This window comes from Rhizobium sp. AN68, from assembly GCF_030758035.1.
Taxonomy (GTDB): Bacteria; Pseudomonadota; Alphaproteobacteria; order Rhizobiales; family Rhizobiaceae; genus Agrobacterium; species Agrobacterium tumefaciens.
Genome location: NZ_JARWMI010000002.1, coordinates 1557372 through 1582372, shown reverse-complemented (window position 1 = coordinate 1582372; position 25001 = coordinate 1557372). Strand labels below are relative to the sequence as shown.

At 59.0% G+C, this 25001-nt stretch carries 19 protein-coding genes and 2 pseudogenes; 9 read left to right on the top strand and 12 right to left on the bottom strand.

Annotated elements, in window-relative coordinates; all coding sequences use genetic code 11:
• Positions 1-18: 18 nt before the first annotated feature.
• The 4 genes from RBH71_RS10665 to RBH71_RS10650 all read left to right on the top strand — a co-directional run bounded on the left by RBH71_RS10665 (position 19) and on the right by RBH71_RS10650 (position 4174).
• A complete protein-coding gene (locus tag RBH71_RS10665; protein ID WP_003518162.1) occupies positions 19-1251 on the top strand; it encodes an ABC transporter substrate-binding protein in 1233 nt (410 codons plus the stop codon).
• Between the two features lie 114 nt (positions 1252-1365).
• Positions 1366-2268 (top strand): carbohydrate ABC transporter permease, encoded by a 903-nt coding sequence (locus RBH71_RS10660; protein ID WP_003518164.1) that lies wholly within the window; start codon positions 1366-1368, stop codon positions 2266-2268.
• A complete protein-coding gene (locus RBH71_RS10655) occupies positions 2265-3092 on the top strand; it encodes a carbohydrate ABC transporter permease (RefSeq protein WP_003518166.1) in 828 nt (275 codons plus the stop codon). Before RBH71_RS10660 ends, RBH71_RS10655 begins: the two co-directional genes overlap by 4 nt.
• Positions 3089-4174: an ABC transporter ATP-binding protein gene (locus RBH71_RS10650; protein WP_323687275.1), complete on the top strand. Its 1086-nt coding sequence runs from the start codon at positions 3089-3091 to the stop codon at positions 4172-4174. Before RBH71_RS10655 ends, RBH71_RS10650 begins: the two co-directional genes overlap by 4 nt.
• 69 nt (positions 4175-4243) lie before the next feature.
• Here the strand turns inward: RBH71_RS10650 and RBH71_RS10645 are convergent, their stop codons facing one another.
• The gene (locus tag RBH71_RS10645) at positions 4244-4909 is read right to left on the bottom strand and encodes a transglutaminase-like cysteine peptidase (RefSeq protein WP_038494889.1); all 666 of its coding nucleotides are present in this window, start codon (positions 4907-4909) and stop codon (positions 4244-4246) included.
• Positions 4910-5167: 258 nt separating this feature from the next.
• Here RBH71_RS10645 and RBH71_RS10640 point away from each other — a divergent pair, with 258 nt between their 5' ends.
• Positions 5168-6184, top strand: a complete 1017-nt coding sequence (locus RBH71_RS10640; protein ID WP_323687274.1) for a DUF1402 family protein — start codon at positions 5168-5170, stop codon at positions 6182-6184.
• Between the two features lie 301 nt (positions 6185-6485).
• Positions 6486-8045: a TerC family protein gene (locus tag RBH71_RS10635; protein WP_038494886.1), complete on the top strand. Its 1560-nt coding sequence runs from the start codon at positions 6486-6488 to the stop codon at positions 8043-8045.
• Positions 8046-8158: 113 nt separating this feature from the next.
• Here RBH71_RS10635 and RBH71_RS10630 read toward each other — a convergent pair whose 3' ends face one another.
• The 7 genes and pseudogenes from RBH71_RS10630 to RBH71_RS10600 form a co-directional block, all read right to left on the bottom strand.
• A complete protein-coding gene (locus RBH71_RS10630; RefSeq protein ID WP_013762253.1) occupies positions 8159-8785 on the bottom strand; it encodes a dual specificity protein phosphatase family protein in 627 nt (208 codons plus the stop codon).
• Between the two features lie 49 nt (positions 8786-8834).
• Entirely contained in the window at positions 8835-9752 is a 918-nt protein-coding gene (locus tag RBH71_RS10625; RefSeq protein WP_323687273.1) for an inositol monophosphatase, read from the bottom strand.
• Positions 9753-9811: 59 nt separating this feature from the next.
• Positions 9812-10900, bottom strand: coding sequence for an ABC transporter substrate-binding protein (locus tag RBH71_RS10620; protein ID WP_112296035.1), 1089 nt, complete (start codon positions 10898-10900; stop codon positions 9812-9814).
• A gap of 73 nt (positions 10901-10973) precedes the next feature.
• Entirely contained in the window at positions 10974-12074 is a 1101-nt protein-coding gene (locus tag RBH71_RS10615) for an ABC transporter substrate-binding protein (protein ID WP_112296046.1), read from the bottom strand.
• A 61-nt stretch (positions 12075-12135) separates the two neighbouring features.
• Positions 12136-13263 carry an ABC transporter substrate-binding protein gene (locus RBH71_RS10610; RefSeq protein ID WP_019566893.1) on the bottom strand — a complete coding sequence of 376 codons (1128 nt, stop codon included), beginning with the start codon at positions 13261-13263 and terminating at the stop codon, positions 12136-12138.
• Positions 13264-13307: 44 nt separating this feature from the next.
• Positions 13308-14441 (bottom strand): ABC transporter ATP-binding protein, encoded by a 1134-nt coding sequence (locus RBH71_RS10605; protein ID WP_112355402.1) that lies wholly within the window; start codon positions 14439-14441, stop codon positions 13308-13310.
• A pseudogene (locus RBH71_RS10600) lies at positions 14441-16295 on the bottom strand (ABC transporter permease). Before RBH71_RS10600 ends, RBH71_RS10605 begins: the two are co-directional and overlap by 1 nt.
• 518 nt (positions 16296-16813) lie before the next feature.
• Here RBH71_RS10600 and RBH71_RS10595 point away from each other — a divergent pair.
• Positions 16814-17800, top strand: a complete 987-nt coding sequence (locus RBH71_RS10595) for a LacI family DNA-binding transcriptional regulator (RefSeq protein ID WP_003518188.1) — start codon at positions 16814-16816, stop codon at positions 17798-17800.
• A gap of 48 nt (positions 17801-17848) precedes the next feature.
• Here the strand turns inward: RBH71_RS10595 and RBH71_RS10590 are convergent, their stop codons facing one another.
• The 4 genes and pseudogenes from RBH71_RS10590 to RBH71_RS10575 form a co-directional block, all read right to left on the bottom strand.
• Positions 17849-19492: a Na/Pi cotransporter family protein gene (locus RBH71_RS10590; RefSeq protein WP_112355403.1), complete on the bottom strand. Its 1644-nt coding sequence runs from the start codon at positions 19490-19492 to the stop codon at positions 17849-17851.
• Between the two features lie 97 nt (positions 19493-19589).
• Positions 19590-21273: pseudogene (locus RBH71_RS10585) on the bottom strand (metallophosphoesterase family protein).
• Positions 21267-21875 (bottom strand): dual specificity protein phosphatase family protein, encoded by a 609-nt coding sequence (locus RBH71_RS10580; protein ID WP_038494860.1) that lies wholly within the window; start codon positions 21873-21875, stop codon positions 21267-21269. Before RBH71_RS10580 ends, RBH71_RS10585 begins: the two are co-directional and overlap by 7 nt.
• 53 nt (positions 21876-21928) lie before the next feature.
• Positions 21929-22768, bottom strand: coding sequence for an inositol monophosphatase family protein (locus tag RBH71_RS10575; protein ID WP_038494857.1), 840 nt, complete (start codon positions 22766-22768; stop codon positions 21929-21931).
• 215 nt (positions 22769-22983) lie between these two features.
• Between RBH71_RS10575 and RBH71_RS10570 the strand changes: the two genes are divergently transcribed.
• Together RBH71_RS10570 and proP are read left to right on the top strand one after the other, a co-directional pair.
• The gene (locus RBH71_RS10570) at positions 22984-23280 is read left to right on the top strand and encodes a PRC-barrel domain-containing protein (RefSeq protein WP_003518197.1); all 297 of its coding nucleotides are present in this window, start codon (positions 22984-22986) and stop codon (positions 23278-23280) included.
• A 185-nt stretch (positions 23281-23465) separates the two neighbouring features.
• Entirely contained in the window at positions 23466-24986 is a 1521-nt protein-coding gene (proP, locus tag RBH71_RS10565; protein WP_025595114.1) for a glycine betaine/L-proline transporter ProP, read from the top strand.
• Positions 24987-25001 lie beyond the last annotated feature (15 nt).

Below are 25001 nucleotides of genomic sequence, written 5' to 3'. Positions count from 1 at the left end.
CAAGAGGAGGAGATTATTATGGGTATCGCGAAATGCATGATCGCCAGTGCGCTTGTTCTGGCAGGCGTATCCGCCGGTGCGATGGTGGCGCATGCGGAAGATGTGACCTTGACCCTGTGGTCGCTGGACAGGGACATCCAGCCGGCACCCAACCTCGTTAACGAGTTCAACAAGCTCAATAACGGCATCAAGATCGAATATCGGCAGTTGCAGTTCGATGATGTGGTGAGCGAATCCATGCGCGCCTACTCGACCGGCAACGCGCCCGATATCATCGCCATCGACAACCCAAACCACGCCATGTTCGCCGCACGTGGCGCGTTTCTTGACGTGACGGATATGATTGCGAAGTCGGACGTCATCAAGACGGCAAACTATTTTCCGGGCCCGCTGAAATCCGTAACCTGGGACGGCAAATATTTCGGCGTCCCGAAGGCGACGAATACGATCGCACTCTATTACAACAAGGACCTGTTCAAGGCAGCCGGTCTCGATGCGGCAAAACCGCCGCAGACCTGGGACGAGCTTGTGGAAGCTGCCCGCAAGCTGACCAACCCCGCCAAGAATGTTTACGGCATCAGCTTCAGCGCCAAGGCCAACGAGGAGGGCACCTTCCAGTTTCTGCCATGGGCGCAGATGGCCGGCGCCACCTACAAAAACATCAATACCGATGGCGCGGTGAAAGCGCTTGAAACATGGAAGACCCTTCTCAGTGAAAAGCTGGCCTCGCCGGATACGCTGACGCGCAGCCAGTGGGATTCCACCGCCACCTTCAACGCCGGCAACGCGGCCATGGCGATCTCCGGTCCTTGGGAAATCGACCGCATGCTCAAGGACGCCAAGTTCGACTGGGGCGTGACGCTACTGCCGGTTCCGACGCCGGACGCGCCGCGGTCTTCGGCCATGGGCGACTATAACTGGGCGATCTTCTCCAAGAGCAAACATCCCGCCGAAGCCTTCAAGGCCATCGAATTTTTCGCCTCGCAGGACAAGGACATGTTCAAGAACTTCGGGCAATTGCCGGCGCGTTCCGATATTCCCGTTCCGCCCACCGGCAACGCGCTGAAGGACGAAGCGCTCAAGACCTTTATCGAGCAACTCAAATATGCGCAGCCGCGTGGTCCCTCGCCTGAATGGCCGAAGATTTCCAAGGCGATCCAGGACGCTATCCAGGGCGCCCTGTCGGGTCAGATGACGCCGAAGGCCGCGCTCGATCAGGCCGCTGAAAAGATAAAGCTGATCGAAGGCTGATCTGTCTGGGCGGGCGGCCGGGTTCACCCGGCCCCATCCAAGGGGTTCCTCCCGGTGGGGCTGCCTGCTGCTTAATGCAGCGGCGGCCCCGATCGGAGCTTGTGAGGATGTTTCATGAAAAAACTGTTTTCCAGCGTCAGCGACGGTCGTGGTTTCGACCTCATCCTCGTCGCATTTCCTTTGGGCTTCCTGTTCGTCATGGCGGGGCTGCCGCTCATCTACAACATCGTCATGAGCTTTCAGGAAGTCGACATGTTCAGCCTGGGCACCTTCGTGCGCCCCTTCGTCGGCTTCAAGAATTATATCGACCTGTTCCGGCAACCGGAAACATTGCCGATCCTTTTCAACACCGTCACCTTTGTCGTCACCTCGATTGCCGGGCAATTTGCCATCGGCTTCGGTCTGGCGCTGTTCTTCTGGGTGAACTTTCCCGGCGCCACCTGGCTGCGCGGGCTGTTCCTCGTTTCCTGGGTCATGCCCGGCCTCGTCGTCGGCGCGATCTGGAACTGGATATTGTCAGGCGATTTCGGCGTGCTGAATTTCTTCCTGCGGGAAAGCGGCATGATCTCAGGCAATATCTTCTGGCGATCGGACGCGAATTTTTCGCTCTGGGCCGTGGTCATCGCCAATATCTGGCTCGGCACCTCGTTCAACATGATCCTTCTTTCTGTCGGCCTCGCCTCCATCCCCGGCGATCTCTACGAAGCGGCGGAGCTGGATGGCGCGAACGCCTGGCAGCGTTTTTACACCATCACCCTGCCGATGATGCGTTCCACCATCGGCGCGATCATCTCGCTCGGCCTGATCTTCACGCTTCAGCAGTTCGATCTTTTCGCCGCCATCACCGATGGTGGGCCCAACAACAGTTCCAACGTGGCGCAATATTGGGCCTGGGATCTTTCGTTCCGGCAATATGATTTCGGCAAGGGCGCGACGATCTCCGTCATCATGATCGTTTTCGTCATGCTGGCTTCCGTCGTTTATGTGCGCTCGACACGGCATGAGGTGCGCGGATGAGTATCACGACCCGCAACCGGTTGATGCTGGCAATCGCCATCGTGCTTGCCGTCATCTATCTCTTTCCGCTCTACTGGATGTATCTGACCTCGCTGAAAAGCGGCTCGGAGATGTTTGCGAACCCGCCGGGCTTCTGGCCGGCCGATCCGCAATGGCAGACCTATGCCTATGTCTGGGAAAGCCGCAATATGGGCCGTTATCTGTGGAATTCGGTGCTCATCGCTTCAAGTGCCGTGGCGCTCATCACCGTGCTTGGCGTTGGCTGCGCCTATGTGCTGGCGCGCTATCGCAACGTCTGGGTTGATATCGGCCTCTTCCTCATCCTCATGCTGCAGGTTCTGCCGGCGTCCCTTATGATTACGCCGATCTTCGTCGGCTTCTCGCAAGTGGGTCTGCTGGATTATCCCCGCCTGTCGGTCATTCTCGCCATTGCGGCGAAAAGTATGCCCTTCTTCGTGGTGCTGGTGCGCGCAACCTTCATGGCGGTGCCGCAGGAGCTGGAAGAGGCAGCGCTTGTGGACGGCAATTCCCGCGTCGGCGCCTTCTTCAACATCGTGCTGCCGCTTGCCAGAAACGGCATTCTCGTCAGCGCCATTCTCATTTTCATGCAGGCATTCGGGGAATTCGTCTATTCGAAATCGATGATCCAGGCGGCTGAATTGCAGCCTGCCAGTGTCGGCCTCAATTCCTTCATGGGCCCCAACACCAGCGAATGGAACAACATCATGGCCTATGCGACCATGTATGTGACGCCCATTCTTGCCCTGTTCATTCTCTTGCAGCGCCGCATCGTTTCCGGCCTGACATCGGGAGCGTTAAAATGACCCTTCAGATCGAACTTTCCGGCGTAAACAAATATTACGGTGCCTTTCACGCGCTGAAGAACATCCATCTTTCCATCAAGAAGGGCACCTTCGTCGCCCTCGTCGGCCCGTCCGGTTGCGGAAAGTCCACCTTGCTGCGTTCTCTGGCGGGGCTGGAAACCATATCGAGTGGCGACATGCGCATTGCGGGCACTTTGATGAACGGCGTGCCGCCGCGCAAACGCGATGTGGCGATGGTGTTCCAGTCCTATGCGCTCTACCCGCACATGACGGTGGAGGAGAACCTGACCTACTCGCTGCGCATGCGCGGCGTGGCAAAATCGGAGGCCCGCAAGGCGGCAGAGGAGGTTGCAGCCACCACAGGCCTGTCAAAGCTGATGAAGCGCTATCCGCGCGAACTTTCCGGCGGGCAGCGCCAGCGTGTGGCGATGAGCCGCGCGATCATCCGCAACCCGCAGGCATTCCTGTTCGACGAACCGCTCTCCAATCTAGACGCGGCCCTGCGTGTGCACATGCGCAAGGAAATCCGCGCGTTGCACGACCGCCTGCACGCCACCTCGGTCTATGTCACCCATGACCAGATAGAGGCTATGACGATGGCGGATCACGTCGTCGTCATGCGCGACGGCGTGATCGAACAGCAGGGCACGCCACTGGAATTATACGACCGCCCGGTCAATCGTTTTGTTGCTGGCTTCATCGGTTCACCGGCCATGAATTTCATTCCGGCAACGGTCAGCCCGGACGGCGCGACGCTTCAGCTGCGTTTCAGTGAAGGCGAGCCGCAGCAGTCCATCAAAAACCCGGCTCCCTTATCGCCCGGCAAGCGTGTCATCGTTGGTATCAGGCCGGAACACATCCGGCCGCGAACCGCAACCGGCGCGGCGCTGACGTTACCTGTTTCGGCCGTGGAAACCACAGGTTCGGCCACCTTCCTCACCCTTGGCACATCGACCGAAGTGGTCATCGCTATACAGGGACGCAGTGAGGTCAGGAGCGGCGAAGTCGTCGGCCTCGACATCAACCCGACCGACCTGCGTTTGTTTGATGAAGAGACCGGAGCCGGCCTCGGAGGCCGGTGAAACGAACCACCGGGCATATCCGGACCGGACGGCCCTTCGGGGCTTTCCGATCCGCACGAGGCGAAATCTTCAGCGCCCCATGATGATGTCGAGGATGTTGCGGCGCGCGGTTGCGGAGGTGGCGGTGGCCCGGCCAACCTCGCGAGCGGCGATGGCGGGCGAACCGGAACCTTCAATATCCACCCATCGACCGGCATGTTCCGTGGATTGACGCTTGAGATAGGTATAGGGCGTTTCGTCCCAGCGAAAGATCTTCGATTTCATATTGTCGAGAATGAAATCTCCGCGGTCCGTTCTCACCGTGAGGATGGCATGGCCATCGCCTTTTTCGTCGCGGACAACGGTGATCAGCAGATCGGAAACCGGGAAACCGGCATCCATAAGCCGTTTCCGTTTCTCCAGCGTGAGGTCCTCGCAGTCTCCCGCGCCGTTATAGGGATACTCCCAATAGTCCTCGTAACCCCACACTTCCATGTCGGAACGCTGGTCGATTTCGATATTGACTGCGCTGTTGATCGAAACAAGGGTAGCCCAGACATCAGGCGTAAGACTGAGCGGCGGCATTTCCTTGACCGGCTGACATTCATCCGTATGCCGCTTGCAGAAATCGTAATGCCCGATGGGCTGCGACGTGAACTTGCCAGTCTGCATCGAAGGAGACGCCTGCACCGGCGCAGCGAAACCCGCGACGGCCAGAATGAAACATGCTTGCAGCAATTTGATGAGATGGGTCATGTTCGTCTCCTGACGACATGACCTACCGGTGGCGATTTGAGTTCACATGAAACAAAATGCTCGACTTTTAACGAACCCGATAATTCCGCTCCCGATGGTCCCGACAACGAGCGGCGTTGACTGGGATAACGCCGGGGGAGCCACGGCATCTGAACGGTCAGCAACGGTAAAGTGAGCAGCGGGAACTTGCCACGCCGGGGCGGCCTGCCTATGAAGAGGCCGTCACGCAATAGTAATCCACATATTAGAGAACGCTGCATGAGCCTGTTTGCGAAGACCACCCGCGCGGCCGCTGTCATTCTGGCACTGGCCTGCCTGCCCTCAAATGCCGCAGCGCAGCAGATGGTCGTCGTACCTCCCGGAAACCGCTCCGCCCAACAGCCGGAAATACCCCAGGCCTCGGCGATCAGGACCAGGGCGTTTTCCACGACCTATGAGGAAAAATTCCGCAAGACGGTCGATCTTCTAAACAGCGAACCCGGTCTACTTGGCAAGATCAGGAAGGCGGGAGCGGCCTATGGCATCGATCCTATCCATATCGTCGGCGCTATCGTTGGCGAACACACTTTCAACGTCACCGCCGTGGACCGCCTGCAGACATATTACGTCAAGGCCATTTCCTATGCGGAACTCGATATAAAATTCAGCTATCAGGGCGTTGCCCTGAAGACGTTTCTCGAGCGTCCGGAATTCCGCTCCTGCGCGACGCTTGCCACGACATCCGAGCAATGGAGCTGCCGCGATATCGTTTGGGATGCAAGTTTCCGCGGCAAGGTCGTCGATGGCGTGAGCTATGAAGCGATTTCGTTCCAGCGGGCCTTCTTCCAGCCCTTCTATGCCGGACAGACCTTTGGTCTTGGCCAGATCAGCCCGTTGACGGCGCTGCAGGTTACCGATCTCGTAAACAGAACCAGTGGTCTGCCGAAACTCTCCGCCGGCAGGCCGAAAGAGATTTACCGCGACGTCATGGATCCTGACCGGAGCATCATCTACATCGCCGCTATCCTTCGAGATTCCATCGACGCCTACAGGGAAAAAGGCTTCGACATTTCCGGCAATCCCGGCATCACCGCCACCCTCTACAATGTCGGCCAACCCCGGCGTCGCGCCGAACGCCTGCGGACGGCCGTGGATGCAGGCGCAAAGAACCTCCTGCCGGTTGAAAACTACTATGGATGGCTTATCAACGAGCGCCTCGACGTTCTGAGAGGCATCCTCGATGGCAAGGCCATCGACAAGCGAACCACCTCGGATATCGGCGAAAAAACGCGATAATGCCCTTGCAGGGAGGATTGCAAATCCGCCTCGCAAAGGATGATGCACGCAAAACGCTTCCCCGACCGCCCGGAATCTGCTACTGCCACGTGCACAAGAATTGACTGATAGTGGGATAATTCCGCGATATGCCTGACGAAGGCGACAGTACCGACGATAGTCGACACCGAACGAGGCTGGCTTGCGTAAAGCGAAGCCAGCCTCGTCCTTTCTTGTTTTCTTCAACGAAACGGGTTTCAACCTCGGATGTTCAGTCCGGGGCTTTTTGCGTTCGCGCCCGTTCCCATAAAGGCCCCTGACCATGGAATTCCTCGCAGATCCAAATATCTGGATCGGCCTCGTTACCCTTATCGTCCTCGAAGTCGTCCTCGGCATCGACAACCTCGTTTTCATCGCGATCCTCGCCGACAAGCTGCCGCCGCATCAACGCCACAAGGCGCGGATCGTCGGTCTGTCGCTGGCGCTTGTCATGCGCATTCTGCTGCTGTTTTCGATTTCATGGATCGTGACGTTGACGCGGCCGCTATTTCAGGTCGCGGACTTCTCCTTCTCCGGGCGCGACCTCATCCTCATTCTCGGTGGTGCGTTCCTGCTCGCCAAGGGAACGATGGAACTGCACGAACGGTTGGAGGGCGCGCATAAGCCAAAACAGGGCAAGGTCGTCCATGCCGTCTTCTGGCAGGTGATCGTGCAGATCGTGGTGCTTGATGCCGTGTTCTCGCTCGACAGCGTCATCACCGCCGTCGGCATGGTCAACAATCTCTGGGTGATGATTACCGCCGTCTGCGTGGCCATGGCCGTGATGATGGCAGCATCGAAGCCGCTGATGAGCTTCGTGTCGAAACATCCCACCGTGGTCATTCTCTGCCTCGGCTTCTTGTTGATGATCGGCTTCAGCCTGATCGTCGAAGGCTTCGGCTTCCACCTTCCCAAGGGTTACCTCTATGCCGCAATCGGCTTTTCTGTGCTCATCGAGGCGGCAAACCAGATTGGCAGGCGCAATCGCGAAAGACGTATCACCGCCGGTGATATGCGCGAGCGGACGTCCGATGCCATTCTGCGGCTTCTGGGCGGCCGTGTCGGCGAAGAACAGTCCCTAGGCGAGACAGCCGACGTCATCGCGGCACAGGCGGCACGAAGCGACCTGTTCAAATCCGAGGAAAAGGACATGATCCGCGGTGTCCTTACGCTTGCCGAGCGCCCCGTTGTCTCAATCATGACGCCACGGACGGAAATCGACTGGCTCGATGTCGACGCCGATCATGATACGCTAAGGAACCGCCTGCTGGAACTCGACCATTCCCGCCTGATGCTCGCGCAGGGCAAGCTGGATTCGTTCCTCGGTGTCGCCGCAACAAGGGACTTGCTACGCGATCTTCTGCATGACGGCAAATTGAACCTAGAGCGCTCGCTGCGCAAACCCCTCGTCGTGCATGAAAGCGCCACCGCGTTGCAGGTCATGGAGCAGCTGCGCAAATCCCCGCTCCAGATGGCCGTCATCGTCGACGAATACGGCACGCTTCAGGGAATAACGACGCCTACCGACATTCTCGAGGCTATCGCCGGCGAATTTCCGGATGAAGGCGAGGAATCGCAGATTTCGGAACGGGCAGAGGACGGTTCCTGGCTGCTGGACGGCGCTGTCGACGTGAGACGGGTATCCTATCTGCTGGATATCGATCTGGTGGACGAGGACGATCGTTACTCCACCGTCGCCGGCTACATCCTCTGGCGCCTCAATCGCCTTCCCGAGATCGGCGAACGTGTTTCCGGCGACGGGTTCGAGTTCGAGATCGTTTCCTGCTCGGACAGAAACATCGAAAAGGTCCGGGTCTGGAACACCACGCTTCCCGAGGCGTGAGCTGGAAAAATCCCGAACCCGTTTCAAAATGGCGACGTGACGTGCAAGCCACGGCACGTCTCCACATTTGCATCACCGAGGAAGCGGCCGAGCGGTGAAAACCGTCCTCCGCTCTAGTGGGCGGCATCGATCGTGGTAATCCAGCCGGCGGCGCGGCGGGCTGCTTCCGCAAGCACCGGTTTCGGCGCCTTGTACCATTCGTTTTCAGGCAGCTCACGCTTCACGCGTACGAAGCTGATGGCATCGTCGAGCGTCGGGAATTCCACCGGCAACGTCATATGCAGAAAGAGCGCAACAACGGCGACGGAACGCGAGCGGCCGCCGCGGCAATTGATCAGCACGCTGCCGCGCTCGCGCCGGGGATAGGACGGCTTGTCGGGCAGTATCTGTTCGAGCGCCGCCCGCAGGATGTAATGGGCCGCAACCATCTGGGTATCGGGATTTCCATCGCCGTCGATCAGGCCGATCTTGTAATAACGTATTTCGCCGGGTCCATAGACGCTGCCTTCATGATCGGAAACGATCTGCGGCTGCTCCACGAAGTTGAAGTCGAGATTGACGGCGCAATTGACGACGGTGGTGATGCCGTTTTCACGCAGAAGCTTCAGATCGCTGGCGCCTTCCTTACCTGAAATGAAGAGATCGACGCCATAAAGAGGATGCCGTTCATAGATGCGGCTGAGCTTCGGCAATTCGCCGGTTTCCTGTTCGCGAGATAGGGTCTTTTCCGGTTGCGGCATGTCTTGTCTCCATCGGCGCCGATGTGGCGGCCGTCATGTCCTTGCTTGTTCAGGCGTTTGCAGCCGTCTGGCTTGGCGGGATCGCTGCCCTGGCTATGCGGCTTGCGGATATGGATCGCGCCACCCGCTGCAATGTCTGGTAATTAGCCCCCTCGCCCGTAGCGATATAGCCGGGGCAGAGAAAATCGGCCGACCCCTCCGCCACCTTCCCCAAGGTCAGCGGCTCGTATGTTCCCCCGGCATTCTTGAGAATGAGGATGGCTGCTGCCACATCCCAGGCGTTGACGCCGAAGCCCGCAGCAGCATCTGTCCAGCCAGCCGCCACATGCGCGATGCTGAGTGCAGCGCTACCGGGCCGGCGCAGCGTCGAGAAGGTCTCGACAAGCGCACCGAAATTGGAAAGCGCCGCATCCCGCCCATCCAGCCGGAAATCGCGCGAGACCGGATAGCCCGTGATAAGCGTCGCCCGGGTTTCATCTGCAACGCTGCGGGAGCGTAGCCTTTCGCCATTGAGATAAGAAGCCTCGAGGTCGGCGGAAAACATCTGGTCAGTCACGGGGTCGTACACCACGCCGGCGACGGCTTCCCCACCGATGACGGCGGCAATCGATACGCACCAGAAGGCAAGGCCACGGGCAAAATTCGCCGTGCCGTCAATCGGATCGACATACCATTGCACCTCGCCGTTGCCGATCTGCCCACCCTCTTCGCCCATGATCGCCGAATTCGGCTCCCGTTCGAGAATGACGGCGCGGATCGCGGCTTCGGCGCGTTTGTCGTGAATGGTGACGATGTCGTGGAGATCGACCTTGTAATCCACCGCCATATCAGAGCGGAATGCCACCAGCAGCGGATCGCGCACGGCACGCGCCGCCGCTTCGGCGATTTTCATCAGCCGCACCGAGCGGGAAAGCGACTCCTCATTTCCAGATTTGTTTTCAGTCGAAGAAGGGCTTTGCATCGGCATATCCAGTCTATTTTTTTCGCAAAGGAGGGACCGGCGCGGCAGGACCGCGCCAGCCTGGATTATTTCCTGTAGTTGACGCGCCAGACATCCTGCCATTCCTCGCGACGATCGAAATCGTTGAGGCCGGTGGCGGACTCGTAACCCATCAGCCTGTCGGCAACCTTCATCAGCCCCGACGGCTCGTCAGCCGGCATCTTGATGTCGATATTGGTCGGCAGCTTGCCGTCCTTCATCTGCGGTGCGATGCCCTCTTCCGTCAGTATGTAGTGGACGAAGAGTTTCGCCATGTTCGGACTTTTGGTCTTGGAGGCGATGAGCCCAAGCTTGATGTAGGTCCAGCCGACCCAGGGATCGAGACCAGTGCAGAGGCCGAGCTTGTAGCCCTTGTCGGCATTGTCGCGGAACTTGGCAGAGCTGAGCAGGCCGAAGAAGGGCTGCTTCTGGCCGGGTGCGCCGACGGCCTCTGCCACCGGGTCATCGCCATCAGTGGCAAGCGGGCCGTTCTGCGCCAGCGCCTTGATCCAGGCTGCGGCCGCATCCTTTTCGATATCCTTGCCAAAATGGGCCTTGTAGGCGGCCGCCACCTTCTCGTTGCCGTGGGCTTCGAGCTGGTTGAACCAGTCCGTATAGGTGCTCTTGCTCAAGGGATCGACCATGGCGACCTTGCCTTTCCATTTCGGCTCGGTCAGTTCCCAGATGTTGGTCACCGGGCATTTATCATAGGCTTCCGTATTGTAAGCCCAGACATTGGCGTTGGTGGAGATTGCCAGCGGGTTCTGGAACTGCGCCGGGATTTTCGCAACCATGTCGCCCGGCAGGTAATTCTCGACAAAACCCGCCGGCAGAAGCTGCGCGAGCGCCGATGGCGCATCGGTGATCAGCACCACGTCGCCCTGCACATTGCCGGACTGGCTTTCGCGGATGATCATTTCCAGCTGGCTGTTGGCGGAAACCTTCACGCCTGTCGCCTTTAACCCGTATTTGGCGCTGAACTTGTCGGCCATCTCCACGATTTTGCCGGTGCTGTCGTAGATATTGATCGGCTTCTCCTGCTTCGCCGCCGCCAAGATCGCATCGAGATCGAAGGTTTCTTCGGCTGCAGCCCCCATTGCGGATATGCCTGCAACGGCGATGGATATCGCCGTCATCGGTAAAAATCTGCTTCTTCTCATCGTTCCCCTCCCACGGAAAAGGCAAGGCAGGCTCGCGCCTGCCCTGCCGTTATTTTTTGTAGTTCACACGCCAGAAATCCTGCCAGCCTTCGCGCTTGTCGAGGTCGTCGGCTGCTGTTGCGGCATCAAAGGCCATCAACTCGTCGAGATGATCGGCTACCCGCGATGGTTCGTCCGCCGGCAGACCGATTTTCGTGTTGCCGGAGATTTTGCCATCGACCGTCTGCGGCGCGATGCCCTCTTCCGTCATCAGATAGTGAAGGAAGAGCTTTGCAGCATTCGGGCTTTTGGTCTGCCCGGCAATCAGGCCGAAGCCGGGATAGAGGAACCCGGAAAACGGTTTGACGCCACTGCAAAGACCGAGCTTCAGCCCCTTGGCCTCATTATCGCGGTATTTCGCCGCCGAGGTGATGACGAAAAAGGGATCGGTCTGTCCCGGAGCGCCCGCCGCATCGGCAACCGTGCTCGAGTCCGTCAGCAGGGGAGCGTTCTCGGCAAAGGCCTTCACCCAGGCAGCCGTCGCGCTCTTTTCGCCCGTTTCCAGCTTCTTGCCGTAAAGCTCCTCATAGGCCTTGGCGACATCGGCATCATGATGGGTTTCGATCTGGTTGAACCAGTCGGCATAAAGCGGCTTGTCGAAGAGATCGAGCATGGCAAGCTTGCCCTTCCAACGCGGCTCCGTCAGCTGCCAGATGTTGGTGACCGGGCATTTGTCGTATTTCTCGGTATTGTAGGTCCACACATGCGGATCCGAAACGACCACGAGCGGATCGCGCAGCTTTTGCGGAATATTGCTTTCCATATCCGGTGGCGACCAGCTGGTGGCTATGCCTTCCGGCAGAAGTTCCCCCATTGCGGAGGCGACATCCGTTGCGACGCTGACATCGCCGACGACATTGCCGGCGCGGTGTTCGCGGATCATCAACTCGACCTGAGTTGCCTCGTTCACTTTCTTGCCGCTTGCCTGCACGCCATATTTGGCGGTGAAGGCCTGTGCGGTGTCGACGATCTTGCCGGTCACCGCATAAACGGTGATCGGTTTTTCCTTCTTCGCGGCGTCGACAAGCGCATCGAGATTAAAGGCGTCCTGCGCGTGGGCAGCACCGCCAAGCGCCAGCGAGAAGATGAGGGAAAGGGCTGAAGCCACCATCCGCCGCCGCTCGCCACCATATCGGTTCTTGGTCATGATATTCACTGTGTCGGTCCCCCCGTTATTTCTTGTAATTCACACGCCAGAAGTCCTGCCAGGTTTCGCGCGCATCCCAGTCTTCCAGGCTGGTGGCCATGCTGTAGGGCAGAACGCGGTCGAGCACGGCGCCGATACCCGAAGGTTCGTCGGCGGGCAGTTTCACGTCTTTGTTGGTGGACATCTTCCCGTCGATCGCCTGCGGCGCGATGCCTTCAGCAGTCATGACGTAGTGAATGAAGAGCTTTGCAGCATTGGGGCTATCCGTACCCTTGGTGATCAGGCCGACACCTGGATAAAGCCAGCCGATCCACGGCTTCAGCTCCTTGCAGAGGCCGAGTTTCATGCCTTTGTCGGCATTATCGCGAAACTTCGCCGAGCTGATGAGGCCCATGAAGGGCTGCTTCTGGCCAGGCGTGCCAACGGCTTCCGCCGCCGCTGCATCGGCATCGGTCAGCAGCGGCGCGTTGGCGGCAAGTGCCTTGACCCAGGCCGCTGTCGCGCTTGACTCTGCGGTCTCGAGGTCCTTGCCGTAAAGCGCCTTATAGGCCGCCTTCACCTCCCCATCGCCATGCTTAGCCATCTGGTTGAACCAGTCGACATAGGATGCCTTGCCGAGCGGATCCTGCATCGCCACCTTGCCCTTCCACTTCGGGTCGGTCAGTTCCCAGATATTGGAAACCGGGCATTTGTCGAAAAGCTCGGTATTGTAGGCCCAGACATTGGCGCTGGTGACGACGGTCAGCGGATCCTGATATTCTGGCGGAATATTGCCAGCGAGATCCGGCGGCAACCAGCTTTCGACAAAGCCCATTGGAATAAGCTGTGCCATCGCCGCCGGGGCATCGCTGATGATCGAGACGTCACCCTGAATATTGTTGGCCCGCGCCTCGCGGATGACCATCTCCAGCTGCGCTGTTGCCTTTACCTTCGCACCCTCCGCGCCCACGCCATACTTCTTGGCGAAATTCTTCGCCATTTCCACGATCTTGCCTGTGCTGTCATAGACGGTGATCGGCTTTTCCTTTTTGGCAGCCTCGATCAGGGCGTTGAGGTCGAAAGGCTCCCCCGCCTTCGCCACGCCGCCAAACGTTGCCAGAATTGCCGTTGCACACAGGAGACGGCTAAGGCCGCCCGTCATTTTCCGCTTCATACTGCTCCTCCTTCAGCAAGCGATTGTCAGTCTTTTCGTCGTTGTCAGTTGTAGCTACTGCTCCTCAGCACGGCGTCTGCTTCGGTAATCCGTTGCCCCTTGGCATCGAACACATGCAGGGCGTCGGGAGGCACGTGGAAAAACACACGGTCGCCACTATCGACGCGCGGCAGGGCATGGGTGGTCAGGAACAGCGTGTGGTTCTCGCTCCTCAATTCGAGAATCCAGCTGCCGCCAGTCGGAAGCACGCCGGTCACCGTCATTTCACCGAAGAGGCTGCCCTGCGGCACATCCTCAGACCTTGCCGTGTAACCCATCGTCTCCGGCCGCATGCCGACCGAGGCGATGCCGCGCAACTGCGGATAACGTGTTGCGAAATAAGCCTCCGCATTGTCGGCGATATCAGACACGCCGGGCTGGCCGAAGGTCAGAATATTGATCGGCGGACTGCCAACGAATTCGGCGACGAAGCGGTTGGCCGGACGGTCGTAGATATCGTTCGGCGTACCCATCTGCTGGAGCGTGCCCTCGTTCATGACGGCGATTGTCGTTGCAAGTGTCATTGCCTCCCACTGGTCATGCGTCACGAAGACGATGGTGGTCTTGAACTCCTTGTGCAGCCGCTTCAGCTCGGCGCGCATTTCCAGCCGCAGCCGGGCATCGAGGTTGGACAGCGGCTCATCCAGAAGCAGCACACCGGGATTGACGGCAAGCATGCGGGCCAGCGCCACACGCTGCTGCTGCCCACCGGAAAGCTGTGACGGATAACGGTCGCGGTACTTGGCAATGTCGAGCGCCTGCATGACGCGCTCGACGCGTGCCTCCCGCTCGGCTTTCGGCAGCTTGCGCAGGCGCAGGCCGAAATCGGTGTTGCGCTCGATGGTCAGATGTGGCCAGAGCGCGTAGCTCTGGAAGACGAGCCCCATTTCGCGCTTTTCCGGCGGCACGAATATGCCGTCATTGACGGAATCTATTACCCTGTCGCCGACACGGATTTCACCGCCGGAGAGGTTTTCAAGACCCGCGATCATGCGCAGCGTCGTGGTCTTGCCGCAGCCGGAAGGGCCAAGCAGGCACATGAATTCGCCGTCGCGGATTTCGAGATCGAGATCGGAAACCGCATTTGCGGAATTCACGCCGTAGTTCTTCTGCGCCCCGCGCAGGTTGATGGTAGGCATCAGCTTCCAAGTCCTTCTGCAAGATTTGTGCGGGTCAGCTTCTGGGCCAACAGGGTACCGAAATAGGCAATGCCAGCGATGATCAGCACCACGGCGTTTGCGGCCTGCGTATAGTGGTAGTCGACCAGCCGCAGCGAATAGGTGGTCAGAACATCCGTGCTCGGCACCGCGAGGATCACGAACAGGCTCAAGCCCTTGATGCCCGAGATGAAGGGCAGGAGAACCCCCGTCACCAGCGATCCCTTCTGGATCGGGATGACGATCGAGACCATGCGGCGGAACCAACCGGCACCGGCAATCTGTGCTGCCTCTTCCGGGTCCTTTCCAAGCTGTGTCATGGCCGAGATACCGGCGCGCGAGGCATAGGGCATCTGGTCGGCAATCAGTGCGAGGATAAGGATCGTCACCGTGCCGTAGAGCGCCGGCATCGGCCCGCGCGGAACCGCAAAGAGCGAGAGATAGGCGGCGGCAAAGGCGATGCCGGGCACAAGATAGGGCAGGAACGTGACCTGACGCAGATAGACCGACAGGGCGCGCACCGGCGTGCGGATGACGACATACCCGACCAGAAGGCCGAGGACGCCAGATGCGAGCGAGGCAAGACCAACGATCATCATCGTGTTCTTCGCGGCTGCCCATAGATCGGGGCTTAAAAGAACGCCGGTCTGCAAGGCCACCGTGTTGAGATTGCTGCCGATCCAGTAATCGAGCGTGAAATTGTCGAACGTGAATTTGGCCGGCATCTTCATGACGGTCGAGAGAGCGAGGGTGAGCAAAGGCAGGCCGACGCTGAGAATGAAAACAGCGGCCGCAAAGCCCGTTGCCGGAAGACGCATTTTGCCGAGGCGGCTTTGCCGGTTCATCGACCCCTTCGAGCCGATCGTCACGAAACGGCGGGCTTCGCGAACCAGGCGGGCATCGATCATCAGCGTGATGATGCCGATGAGCATGATCGAGGCAGCAACGACACCGGCAACGCCGGTCTGGCGCGAGGCGATGCTGCGGAACAGCGATGTCGAGAGGACTTCGAACTTCACGGGAAGCCCGAGAACATAGGGTACGCCGAATTCGCCAAGGCACTTTGCAAAGATCAGCACCATGGAAGAGAGCAGCGCCGGGCGCATCAAGGGCAGGATGACCTGCAAAGCCACCTGATAGCGATGAGCGCCGAGAATGCGTGCCGAATCCTCCAGCTGCGAGTCGAAGCGGCGCAGCGCCGAGCCGAACAGCAGGATAACGAAAGGTGTATAATGCAGGGCAAGGATGATGGTGATCGGGAAGCGCCCATAGGCCACCCAGTCCGGCGGTGTAAGGCCCATCGCCTCGAACCAGCCGGGTTGGCCGCCAACGGTGCGGTTCTTGAACAGCGTCGTCCAGGCGAGAGCGAAGGTCCATGCGGGCAGCATGTAGGGCACGATCAGCGCGGTAGCGAACCAGCGGCGACAGAAAATGTCCGTGCGGCTGATAAGCCAGGCAAGCACCGTGCCGATAACAAGCGAAAGCGCAATCGCCCCCAAAGCGACGGTGAGCGTGTTGAAGAGCGGATGCCAGAAAAGATCCGTTGCGACGGGCGAGAAGAACGCCCTGTCGAGATAATAGAGCGTGAGGTCACCGACATCCTTGCCAAGACGCCGTTCGTGGCCGAACTGGACACGGACGGCATCCAGAACGATAGAGATGATCGGAACGACGATCAGATAGGTGAAAAGTAACGCCGTCAGCACGCCGATGAGCGTCGTCGGCTCCCTGAGCGCGACCTTGAGGCGATATCGCCAGGCCTGCCATGCCGAAGGCGCGGTCGCCGTGGGACGCCCCAGTGCCTCCGCCTTCGTTGATCTCGCTTAAAAGAGCCATTATTCCTCCCCATATGGCCGCAACATTGCTCCGACACGCCGGCAAGCATCTGCCTGCGCGCAACCTGCGGAACAGGCGGCGCGTGCGTCGAACATGAGCAATGCGTCAATGCTTCAGCAGCGGGCACATCAGGCCCGCGAGCAACGATGATCCAGCTCCTCCCGGAAACATCGCCGGCAAGCGAAACGTGGAATAAATATTCCATATAGCGCTTAACCTTGGAATGCATGATCCATCCTAAACGGCCTTTTGTCAACGAAAAAATGCACACGTGATCATTGATATATGCCATTGTTTTTAAACGGTTTTATTGAACGTGTTTTGCAAATTTTCTTATCGACGCACAAGCAGTCAATTTTTCCCGCAGAATGAAAATGGAAAGGACGATATATTTGCCGGCGAAAGCGAGAACCGCCTTCCATCAGCAAGAGCGCTTCGCACCTGAAATATTTCGATTGGAATAGTCGGCCCTTATGGCCTGTGATATCAGACATGAGGTTTTGCAACGGGGAAGTTGAATGGCGAGAGGGTTCGTGACGGCCGAAGAGGTGGCGAAAAAGGCTGGTGTCTCGCGCTCCGCCGTCTCGCGCACATTCACCCCCGGCGGCAGCGTATCGAAGGCCGTCCGGCGCAAGGTGTTGAAAGCCGCGCATGAGCTTGGCTACCGCGTCAACCGTCTGGCCCAGGGCCTCAATAATGACCGATCCAATCTCATTGGGGTGGTCGGTGCCAATCTCAGCTCGCCGTTTATTTCAAAACAGCTCGACCTCCTCAGCATCGGCCTTCTGCGTCGCGGCTTGCAATGTCTGCTGCTGAATGCGGCCGATGCACGCAAGGATATCGCGCCGCTGATCGAACTGCTTTTCGAGTTTCGCGCGCAGGCCATCGTCGTACTCTCCGGCGAGCCGCCAGCCTCTATCGTAGACGAATGCATTGCCAATGGCGTGCGCCTCATCCTCATCAACCAGCGCCTCGACCGGACCGATACGAACATGGTGCTGAGCGACGATTCCCACGGCGCCGATCTCGCCGCCATGCGGCTTGTGGCGGCTAAATGCCGGAAGGTCGCGGTCGTTTCCAGCGGCAGCCAGACACCGGCACAGCTGCGCCGCGCCGGCGCTTTCACCCAGCGCATGAGCATCGAGGGTATCGAGGTCGTTCCATGGTCGGGCGGTCCGACGAGTTATGACAGCGGCTATCAGGCAGGCTGCGAGTTGCTGACGGACAAGACAATAGACGGCGCCTTCTGCGTGACCGATCTGCTGGCACTCGGCTTCATGGATGCAGCAAGGCTAGAGATGGGCCGCCGAATTCCTGAAGACCTGTCGATTGTCGGTTTCGACGATATTCCGCAGGCGGGCTGGAAAAGCTATCAGCTGACGACCGTTGCCCAATCCTTTGACGCGCTGACCGAGAAGGTCTTGACCGCCCTCGACAGCGACGAGCCCGAGACCCGGCTTCAGGTCGTGCCCGTTGAGATGGTCGAAAGGATCACCGCGCGCTAGAAGAGCACTCCCGGGCAAAAACCACAGCGCCGTTTTACTGGCATGGCTTCAAACCGCCTGCTTGATCCGGCTTTCGATCAGGAGACCGCTTTCATCGAGGATCGGATGTGCGACGGCGGCGATATGGGCGTTGATGCGCTTTAGATCGCGCAGCATGTCGAGATGCACTGAGCTTGTCTGGATGCTGTCGGTCAGGCCGTCGCGCAGGCGCTGGAGATGTCGCTCCGATGACTGTTTTTCCAGCCGTCGCACATCTTCCTTCACCTCCACCAGCCGACGGGCAAGGTCGGCATTGCGGGTGGCGAAAACGGATTGCGCCATGCGGATATTGTCGAGCGTGATGGAGAATAGACGTTCCAGCTCGCTTTTGCCATCATCGGAAAACCTGAGGCCAAGATTGATCTTCTTTGCGATTTCCGGGCGGATGCCCTTCTCGATGATATCGCCGATATGTTCGAGATTGATGGCATATTCAACGATATCCATCGCACGTCGCTGATCCTTCTGGCACAAACCGTCCTGGCCCACCTTCGAGACATAGACCTTGATGGCATGCTGGATACTATCGACCCGGCCTTCCAGCGTACTGATATCATTGAGCTTGGAAAGATCGCTGTCGCGCATGGCGTCATTCGCCTGACGCAGCATGCGCTCGATCAGGTCACCAACCAGCATGACCTCGCGGCTTGCACCGGCAAGCGCCGCAACCGGTTGACCCAGATCATGACTGTCGAGATAGCTGCGGCGGCTTTCGACTCCCTCTTTTTCCGGCAGCAGCGCGGTCGTCATCCGCAGCAACAAAGGCGATAGCGGCCATGCGATCGCAGCAACAGCAAGATTGAAAAGGAGATGCGCATCTACCGCTAGATTGGCGTGCGAGAAAGGCGACATGTCGAGCAGTGCCGCGCCGTACCCGGCAAGAGGCAGGGCTGCGACACAGCCGGTGGTCCGGACGATGAGGTTGCCAAGCGCCACCCGGCGCGCCGCGACCGGCGCCTTCAACGTCGCCAGCACCGGAGGAACCGCGCCGCCGAGATTGGCGCCGAGTACCAGCACGATAACGAGGCTTGTTTCAATGCCGCCGCTTGCCGCAAGTGACAGGATGAGGACGACGATGGCAAGGCTCGATGATGCCAGCACGGCCAGCACCGCGGAAAAGATCAACGCGACCGGCCAGGCATTGCCGAGCATGGAAATGAAGAGGTTAAGCGCCGGCGACTGCCGGATCGGATCCGTCGCCGCAGAAAGAAGATGCAGGGAAAGCAGCATCAGGCCGACACCGGCAAGGGCAGCACCCGCACCCTGCCGCTGCACCGACTTTCCACGCAACAGGATGACACCGGCAAGGATCAGCATCGGCGACAGCCAGCCCAGACCGAGTGCGACAATCCACGCGGTCGTCGCAGTACCCACATTCGCGCCGAGCAGCACGATTTGCGCCATCGCCGGTGCGATCAAGTCTTTTTCAACGAAGGAGGCAACCATCAGCGCCGTGGCTGTCGAACTCTGCAGGGCGATCGTCGCCACGAGACCGGCGATGAAGGAGCGAAACCCACCCCGTGTACCGGCGGCAAGCCCGATGCGAAGCTTGGCACCGAAGGCACGCGACATTCCGTCCTTGATCTGCCCAAGGCCGAAAAGCAGCAGCGCCACCGCGCCGAACAGATTGATGCTGACAACGACCGATTCCAATAGATCACCTCGCCTGTCCTGCTTGCCGCCACTCTTTCCCGAGGGGGCGTTGATCTACCCCGTTCACATCGCGGATTGCGTCGAAAAAACCTACGGATCACACCGCAACGGATTGGAGTTGCGGTGTGAGACGGAGCTCCAGATTCCGCAAACCGCCTTCGGCACGGTCGAGAAACAGCCCAAGGGCACCGAAGAAGATTTCGATAAAACTCTTAACCGAACCGTCGTGGTGATCGGGCTCACGGCCGAACCGCTCCGCCAGCATCCGGTAAAGGGAAAGCCGTTGAGGCGCGATATGGACAAGCGCCAGACCCGCGCCCTGACGCAGGCAATACCAGTCAGCAATAAGCTCGAACATCGGCAGATCGGAGGAAAGCCCGACATCATGCAAGGCAAGGCTTTTTTCACCAAGCAGGCCGATAACCTCGGATGTGGTTTTATCCGCAATCGCCGACACGATCCCGGCTGGCCACTCCTTGGTGAAATAACGATGCCTGATAAGCGCGCGTTTGTGGCCAAGCAGGAAATCACCATAATTGCCGGCCGCAAATGCGCGGTCCTCATCCTCGCCCGCAAGTGCCATTTCCTGCGCATACCCCCGGCAAATGCGGCGGTTTATCGGCAGCGCGGCCATTTCCACCGTCTCGACGGAAATCTCGTGCTGCTGGGGATGAACGACCTTGAAGGCGGGTGGAAAGGCAACCAGAGACGGCACAGCGATATTGGTGAGCGAGGTTTCCCCTTCCCCACGCCGGGTTACGCCTTCCACATGCAGATGTCCGCTGAAATGGACTTGGAGCCCCGCCTCAACCAGCGCATCCTCAACCGCCTTGCGCGGCGTGCGACGCACCACGTTGGTTTCGCCGAACAGCGCACTTTCGGCACCGCTTGCGCCATCGAAGGGATCGAGCGCCGGATAGTGCGAAAAGCCGAGCAAAGTCTTGCCGAGCGCCTGCGCTCTTTCGCGCACATCGGCAATCCAGTCGATGATGAAGGGCTTGCAGCGCAAAAGCGCATTCCAGCCGCCAGAGGTACTGTCGGTGAAAGCCGCTTCCTCACCCGTCTCGAAAGTGCCGTCAAGCGGTTCGAAAATATTGGCGTCGATCATGAGCAGCCAGAGGCCCGGCTCCGGCTCAACCAGATAAGATGCGTCCATCAGCCGGTAGATATTGGTGCCATCGGGGGAAAGCACCTCGTAGAGACGATCTTCCGTCGCATCGGAAAGCCCGAACGGTGTTTCCCAATGCAGATAGTTCGGCTGGCGGAAATATCCGAAAGCCGCCATCGGGCCAAGGCCAACGGGGTAGCCTTCGCAATACATCCGGTCGCTGATCACCACCCGATCACCGGCCCGCCGCGCATCGCTTGAAACGGAAAGGCATTTGCCGTTCTCCGTCAGAAACTCCTTGGTATGATGTCGGCCACGCGGACCGAAAATATCGTGGTTGCCGGGCAGCGCATAAAAGGCAGTGCCATGGGTATCACGATGACGCTCCAGAATACCCTTCAGCGTTTCGGATGTCGCGCGCTGGCCGTCGTCGGTATAGTCGCCAAGCAGCACCACATGGCGAATGCCCCGCTGCCGCACTTCTTCGAGTGCAGCATGCAGCGCATCGGCGCTTTCGTTGAAAACACGGGTGGATCTCGCGTGTATCCGACCAGCTACGCATGGTGATGCGTTCTCCATCGACCTCTATGCCGGGAAAACCGAAATCGGCCGCCGTGTCATGGAAATGGGCGTCGGCAATGACGGCGACGGAAGGAAGCGTGCGTTTCAGCATGGTTGGACAGTCTTTCTGCCTTCGACCATATCGATCCAGTCGGAAGCGCGGCGGGCAGCAGCATAAAGCATCGGTTTCGGTGTCTCGAACCATTCGTCCGGCCGCAATTCCCGCTTCGTGCGGATCACAGCCAGTGCATCGTCGAGGTTAGGATAAAGATGCGGCTGCTGCTTGTGCAGGAAAAGCGCGACCAGCGATACCGAGCGGCTGCGGCCGCTGCGGCAATTGACGAGCACATTGCCGCCATCGGGGAACGGATAGGTTTCGCGCTTCGGCATGGTCTGCCGCAATGCGCCGTCGAGAATATAATAGGCCCCCAGCATCATCGTGTCCGGACTGCCTTCGCCGTCGATAAGACCGAGCTTATAATAACGGATGTCGCCATACCCCACCGCGCACCTGTCGCCATCTTCCGCCAACGCCTGCACGAGATTGATATCCAGATTGACGGCGCAGTTGACGACGGTGGTAATGCCGTGCCGGTGAAGGAGCCCAAGGTCGCTCGCACCATCGCTGCCGCCGATATAGAGCGCAACGTTACGCGGGCCGAGCCCTTCCGCAATCAGGCTGATCGCAGGCCGGGCATAAACGGGTCCATCCATCTCATTCCTCCACATGCACCAAGCACCCTTCACGGACGGGCGCTCGTCTAAACTCAGGCCGATACGGCCCGCTGCCGATCCGAAGGCTGCCGCTCTGCCAAAGGTATCTTCGATGCCCGGCTGACGCCGCTTGCAACACCGCTGGCTGCGGCCAGCACCGGCCCGCCGTTTTCAAGACTACCGATCTCCAGGAAAGGGCAGACGTCGCCGCCAGCTTCGCTGACGAGTAGCAGTCCCGCAAGACAATCCCATGAATTCATGTGCAATTCGAGATAGGCATCGGAGCGGCCATCGGCCACATAGGCAAGCGCCAGCGCACCGGAACCGGCGCGGCGCACGTTGGTGCCCATATCGAGCAGGTTCTTGACGACATCAAGATAGGTGGCATTCTCGATACGGGTCGACCAGCCCATTTCGATTGAGGCCGCATCGAAACGTTCCGTCTGCGCAACCTGGATCGGCTGCCCGTTACGCGTTGCCCCCTCGCCGCGTCGGGCGAAATAAAGTTCATTCAGAGCCGGATTATAGATAGCGCCGATTTCGGTTTGCCCGTTTTCGACATAGGCGATGGAGATGCAGAAGTGCGGAATGCCGCGGGCGAAATTTGCGGTGCCGTCCACGGGATCAACGACCCAGACGCGATCACCGATCACACCGCCGCCCTCCTCGCCGAAAAAACTGTCCTTAGGAAAGCAGGCCGAGATCGCGCCGCGAATATGCGCTTCGGAGGCTGCATCCGTCACCGTCAGAAAGTCCTGCGGGCCCTTCATCGAGAAGCTGCGTGTCGCCTCGCCCTGAAAGCCTTTCAGCACCAGTTCCCCGGCGGAAAGAATAACGCTGCGGCACAGTTCGGCACGGGCTGCCAACGTATCCGGATAAGGCATCAGGTCCATGCGGAATAACCATCTCTCAAAAGATTGAACACGCGTTCATATTGCACACGTGTTCAATCTTTTCAAGCGTGATTTTGTGGCGGGCGGTCCGCTGGAGTTCATACCAGTCCCCTAAGCGTTCAGACAACCGGTTTAGCCCAAAATCCCCCAGACGCGATGGAACGGTTTTGCACTGCGGGAGTTTCCATATCGCAACCCAAGCAGGAGGAAGAAAAATGGATCACGCCAATCACGTACGCCTCGTTGAAACCGAACTGACCCCGTCGGTTCTGGAAGGTGCAACAGTTTATGGCGCAGATGACCACAAGGTCGGCAAGGTCGATCACGTCCATGGCGTCGGCGCGGCAAGCACCGCGATCATCGACGTCGGCGGCTTTCTCGGCATCGGCGCAAAGCCCGTCGCAGTACCGCTCAGCGATCTCGATTTCATGCGCGATGAAGACGGCGATGTCCACGCGATTACTTCGTGGACTAAGGATCAGCTCAAGGAAATGCCTGAGCATCACCACTAATCTTTAAAAAACGCCCGGCTACCAGCCGGGCGTTCTTTTTTCTCCTGTCGGGCGACCCCGCCCATACTCCCCATAAGATGAGCTAAGGCCCGATTGTTCTGCCGACCGATGGAACGCTTAAGCGTATCGAGCATTTTCATGGCGCTCAAAAAATTCGGGCGCAATGCAGTTCAGGGGGACAGTGATTGAACAACCAGATACAGGCCACTCCGCTGAGCATCGACGACGTCACCGTCATCGATGACGAGAAGGTCAAAAAAGCAGTTACGGCAGCCGCTCTCGGTAACGCGATGGAGTGGTTCGACTTCGGCGTATACGGCTTCGTCGCCTATGCCGTCGGCAAGGTCTTCTTCCCTGACGCGTCACCCGCCGTTCAAACGGTGGCGGCGCTCGCAACCTTCTCCGTCCCCTTCCTCATCCGCCCTTTGGGGGGCGTATTTTTTGGCGCCATGGGCGACAAATTCGGGCGTCAAAAAGTCCTCTCCCTGACAATCATCATCATGGCCGCGAGCACCTTCTGTATCGGCCTCATCCCAGGTTATGCCACCATCGGCATATGGGCACCCATTCTGTTGCTGTTATGCAAGCTTGCCCAGGGGTTTTCCGTTGGCGGCGAATATACCGGTGCGGCCATTTTCGTGGCGGAATACGCGCCTGACCGGAAGCGCGGTTACCTTGGAAGCTGGCTCGACTTCGGCTCCATCGCCGGCTTTGTGCTTGGCGCGGGGCTCGTCGTGCTGCTCAGCACCGCGATGGGTGAAGCCAAGTTCCTCGACTGGGGCTGGCGCATTCCGTTCTTTCTGGCGGCACCCCTCGGGCTGATCGGGCTTTATCTGCGCCACGCGGCAGAAGAAACACCAGCCTTCACCGAACGCCTGCAGCGCTCCGAAGAAGAAGACCGGCAGTCGCTGAAAGAGCGCCCCATGGTTCCCATCGCCGAGATCGTGAGCCAACATTCCCGCTCGCTGGCAATATGCATAGGCATGGTCCTCGTGACCAACGTCACCTATTACATGCTGCTTACCTACATGCCGACATATCTGTCGAAGACGCTGAATTACAGCGAGGACCATGGCGTCCTCATCATCATCGCGGTTATGGTCGGCATGCTGTTCGTCCAGCCCGCCATCGGGCTTTTGAGCGACCGGATCGGACGCAGGCCGTTTCTGGCGGTTGGCAGCACGGCGATCCTGTTTCTTTCACTGCCGGCATTTCATCTCATCGCCAGCGGGCAGGTTGTTCAGATTTTCTTCGGCCTGCTCATCCTGGCGGTCGCACTTAACTGCCTGATCGGGATCATGGCATCCACCCTCCCGGCCCTTTTCCCGGCCCGCATCCGCTACAGCGCGCTGGCTATCGCGTTTAATATTTCGATCATCGTTGCCGGGCTCACGCCGACACTCACTGCATGGTTGGTGGAGGTAACGGAAAATATCTATATGCCGGCCTACTATCTCATGGTCGCGGCCATCTTCGGCATTGTGACGACATTTTTCCTCAAGGAAACCGCCAACCGGCCGCTTTATGGCGACACGCCGAATGCGTCTAGCCGAAAGGAAGCGAAGTCGCTTCTTGCAGAGCAATATCTGCACATCGAGAAAAGCGTCGAGGAGATAGACGACGAATTGCTCAAACTTGAAGAACAGAAGGAAATTCTTCAGGCAAAACGCAACCAGCTGGTTGGCAGACATCCGGATCTGACCTGAGCGGATATCCAGTCC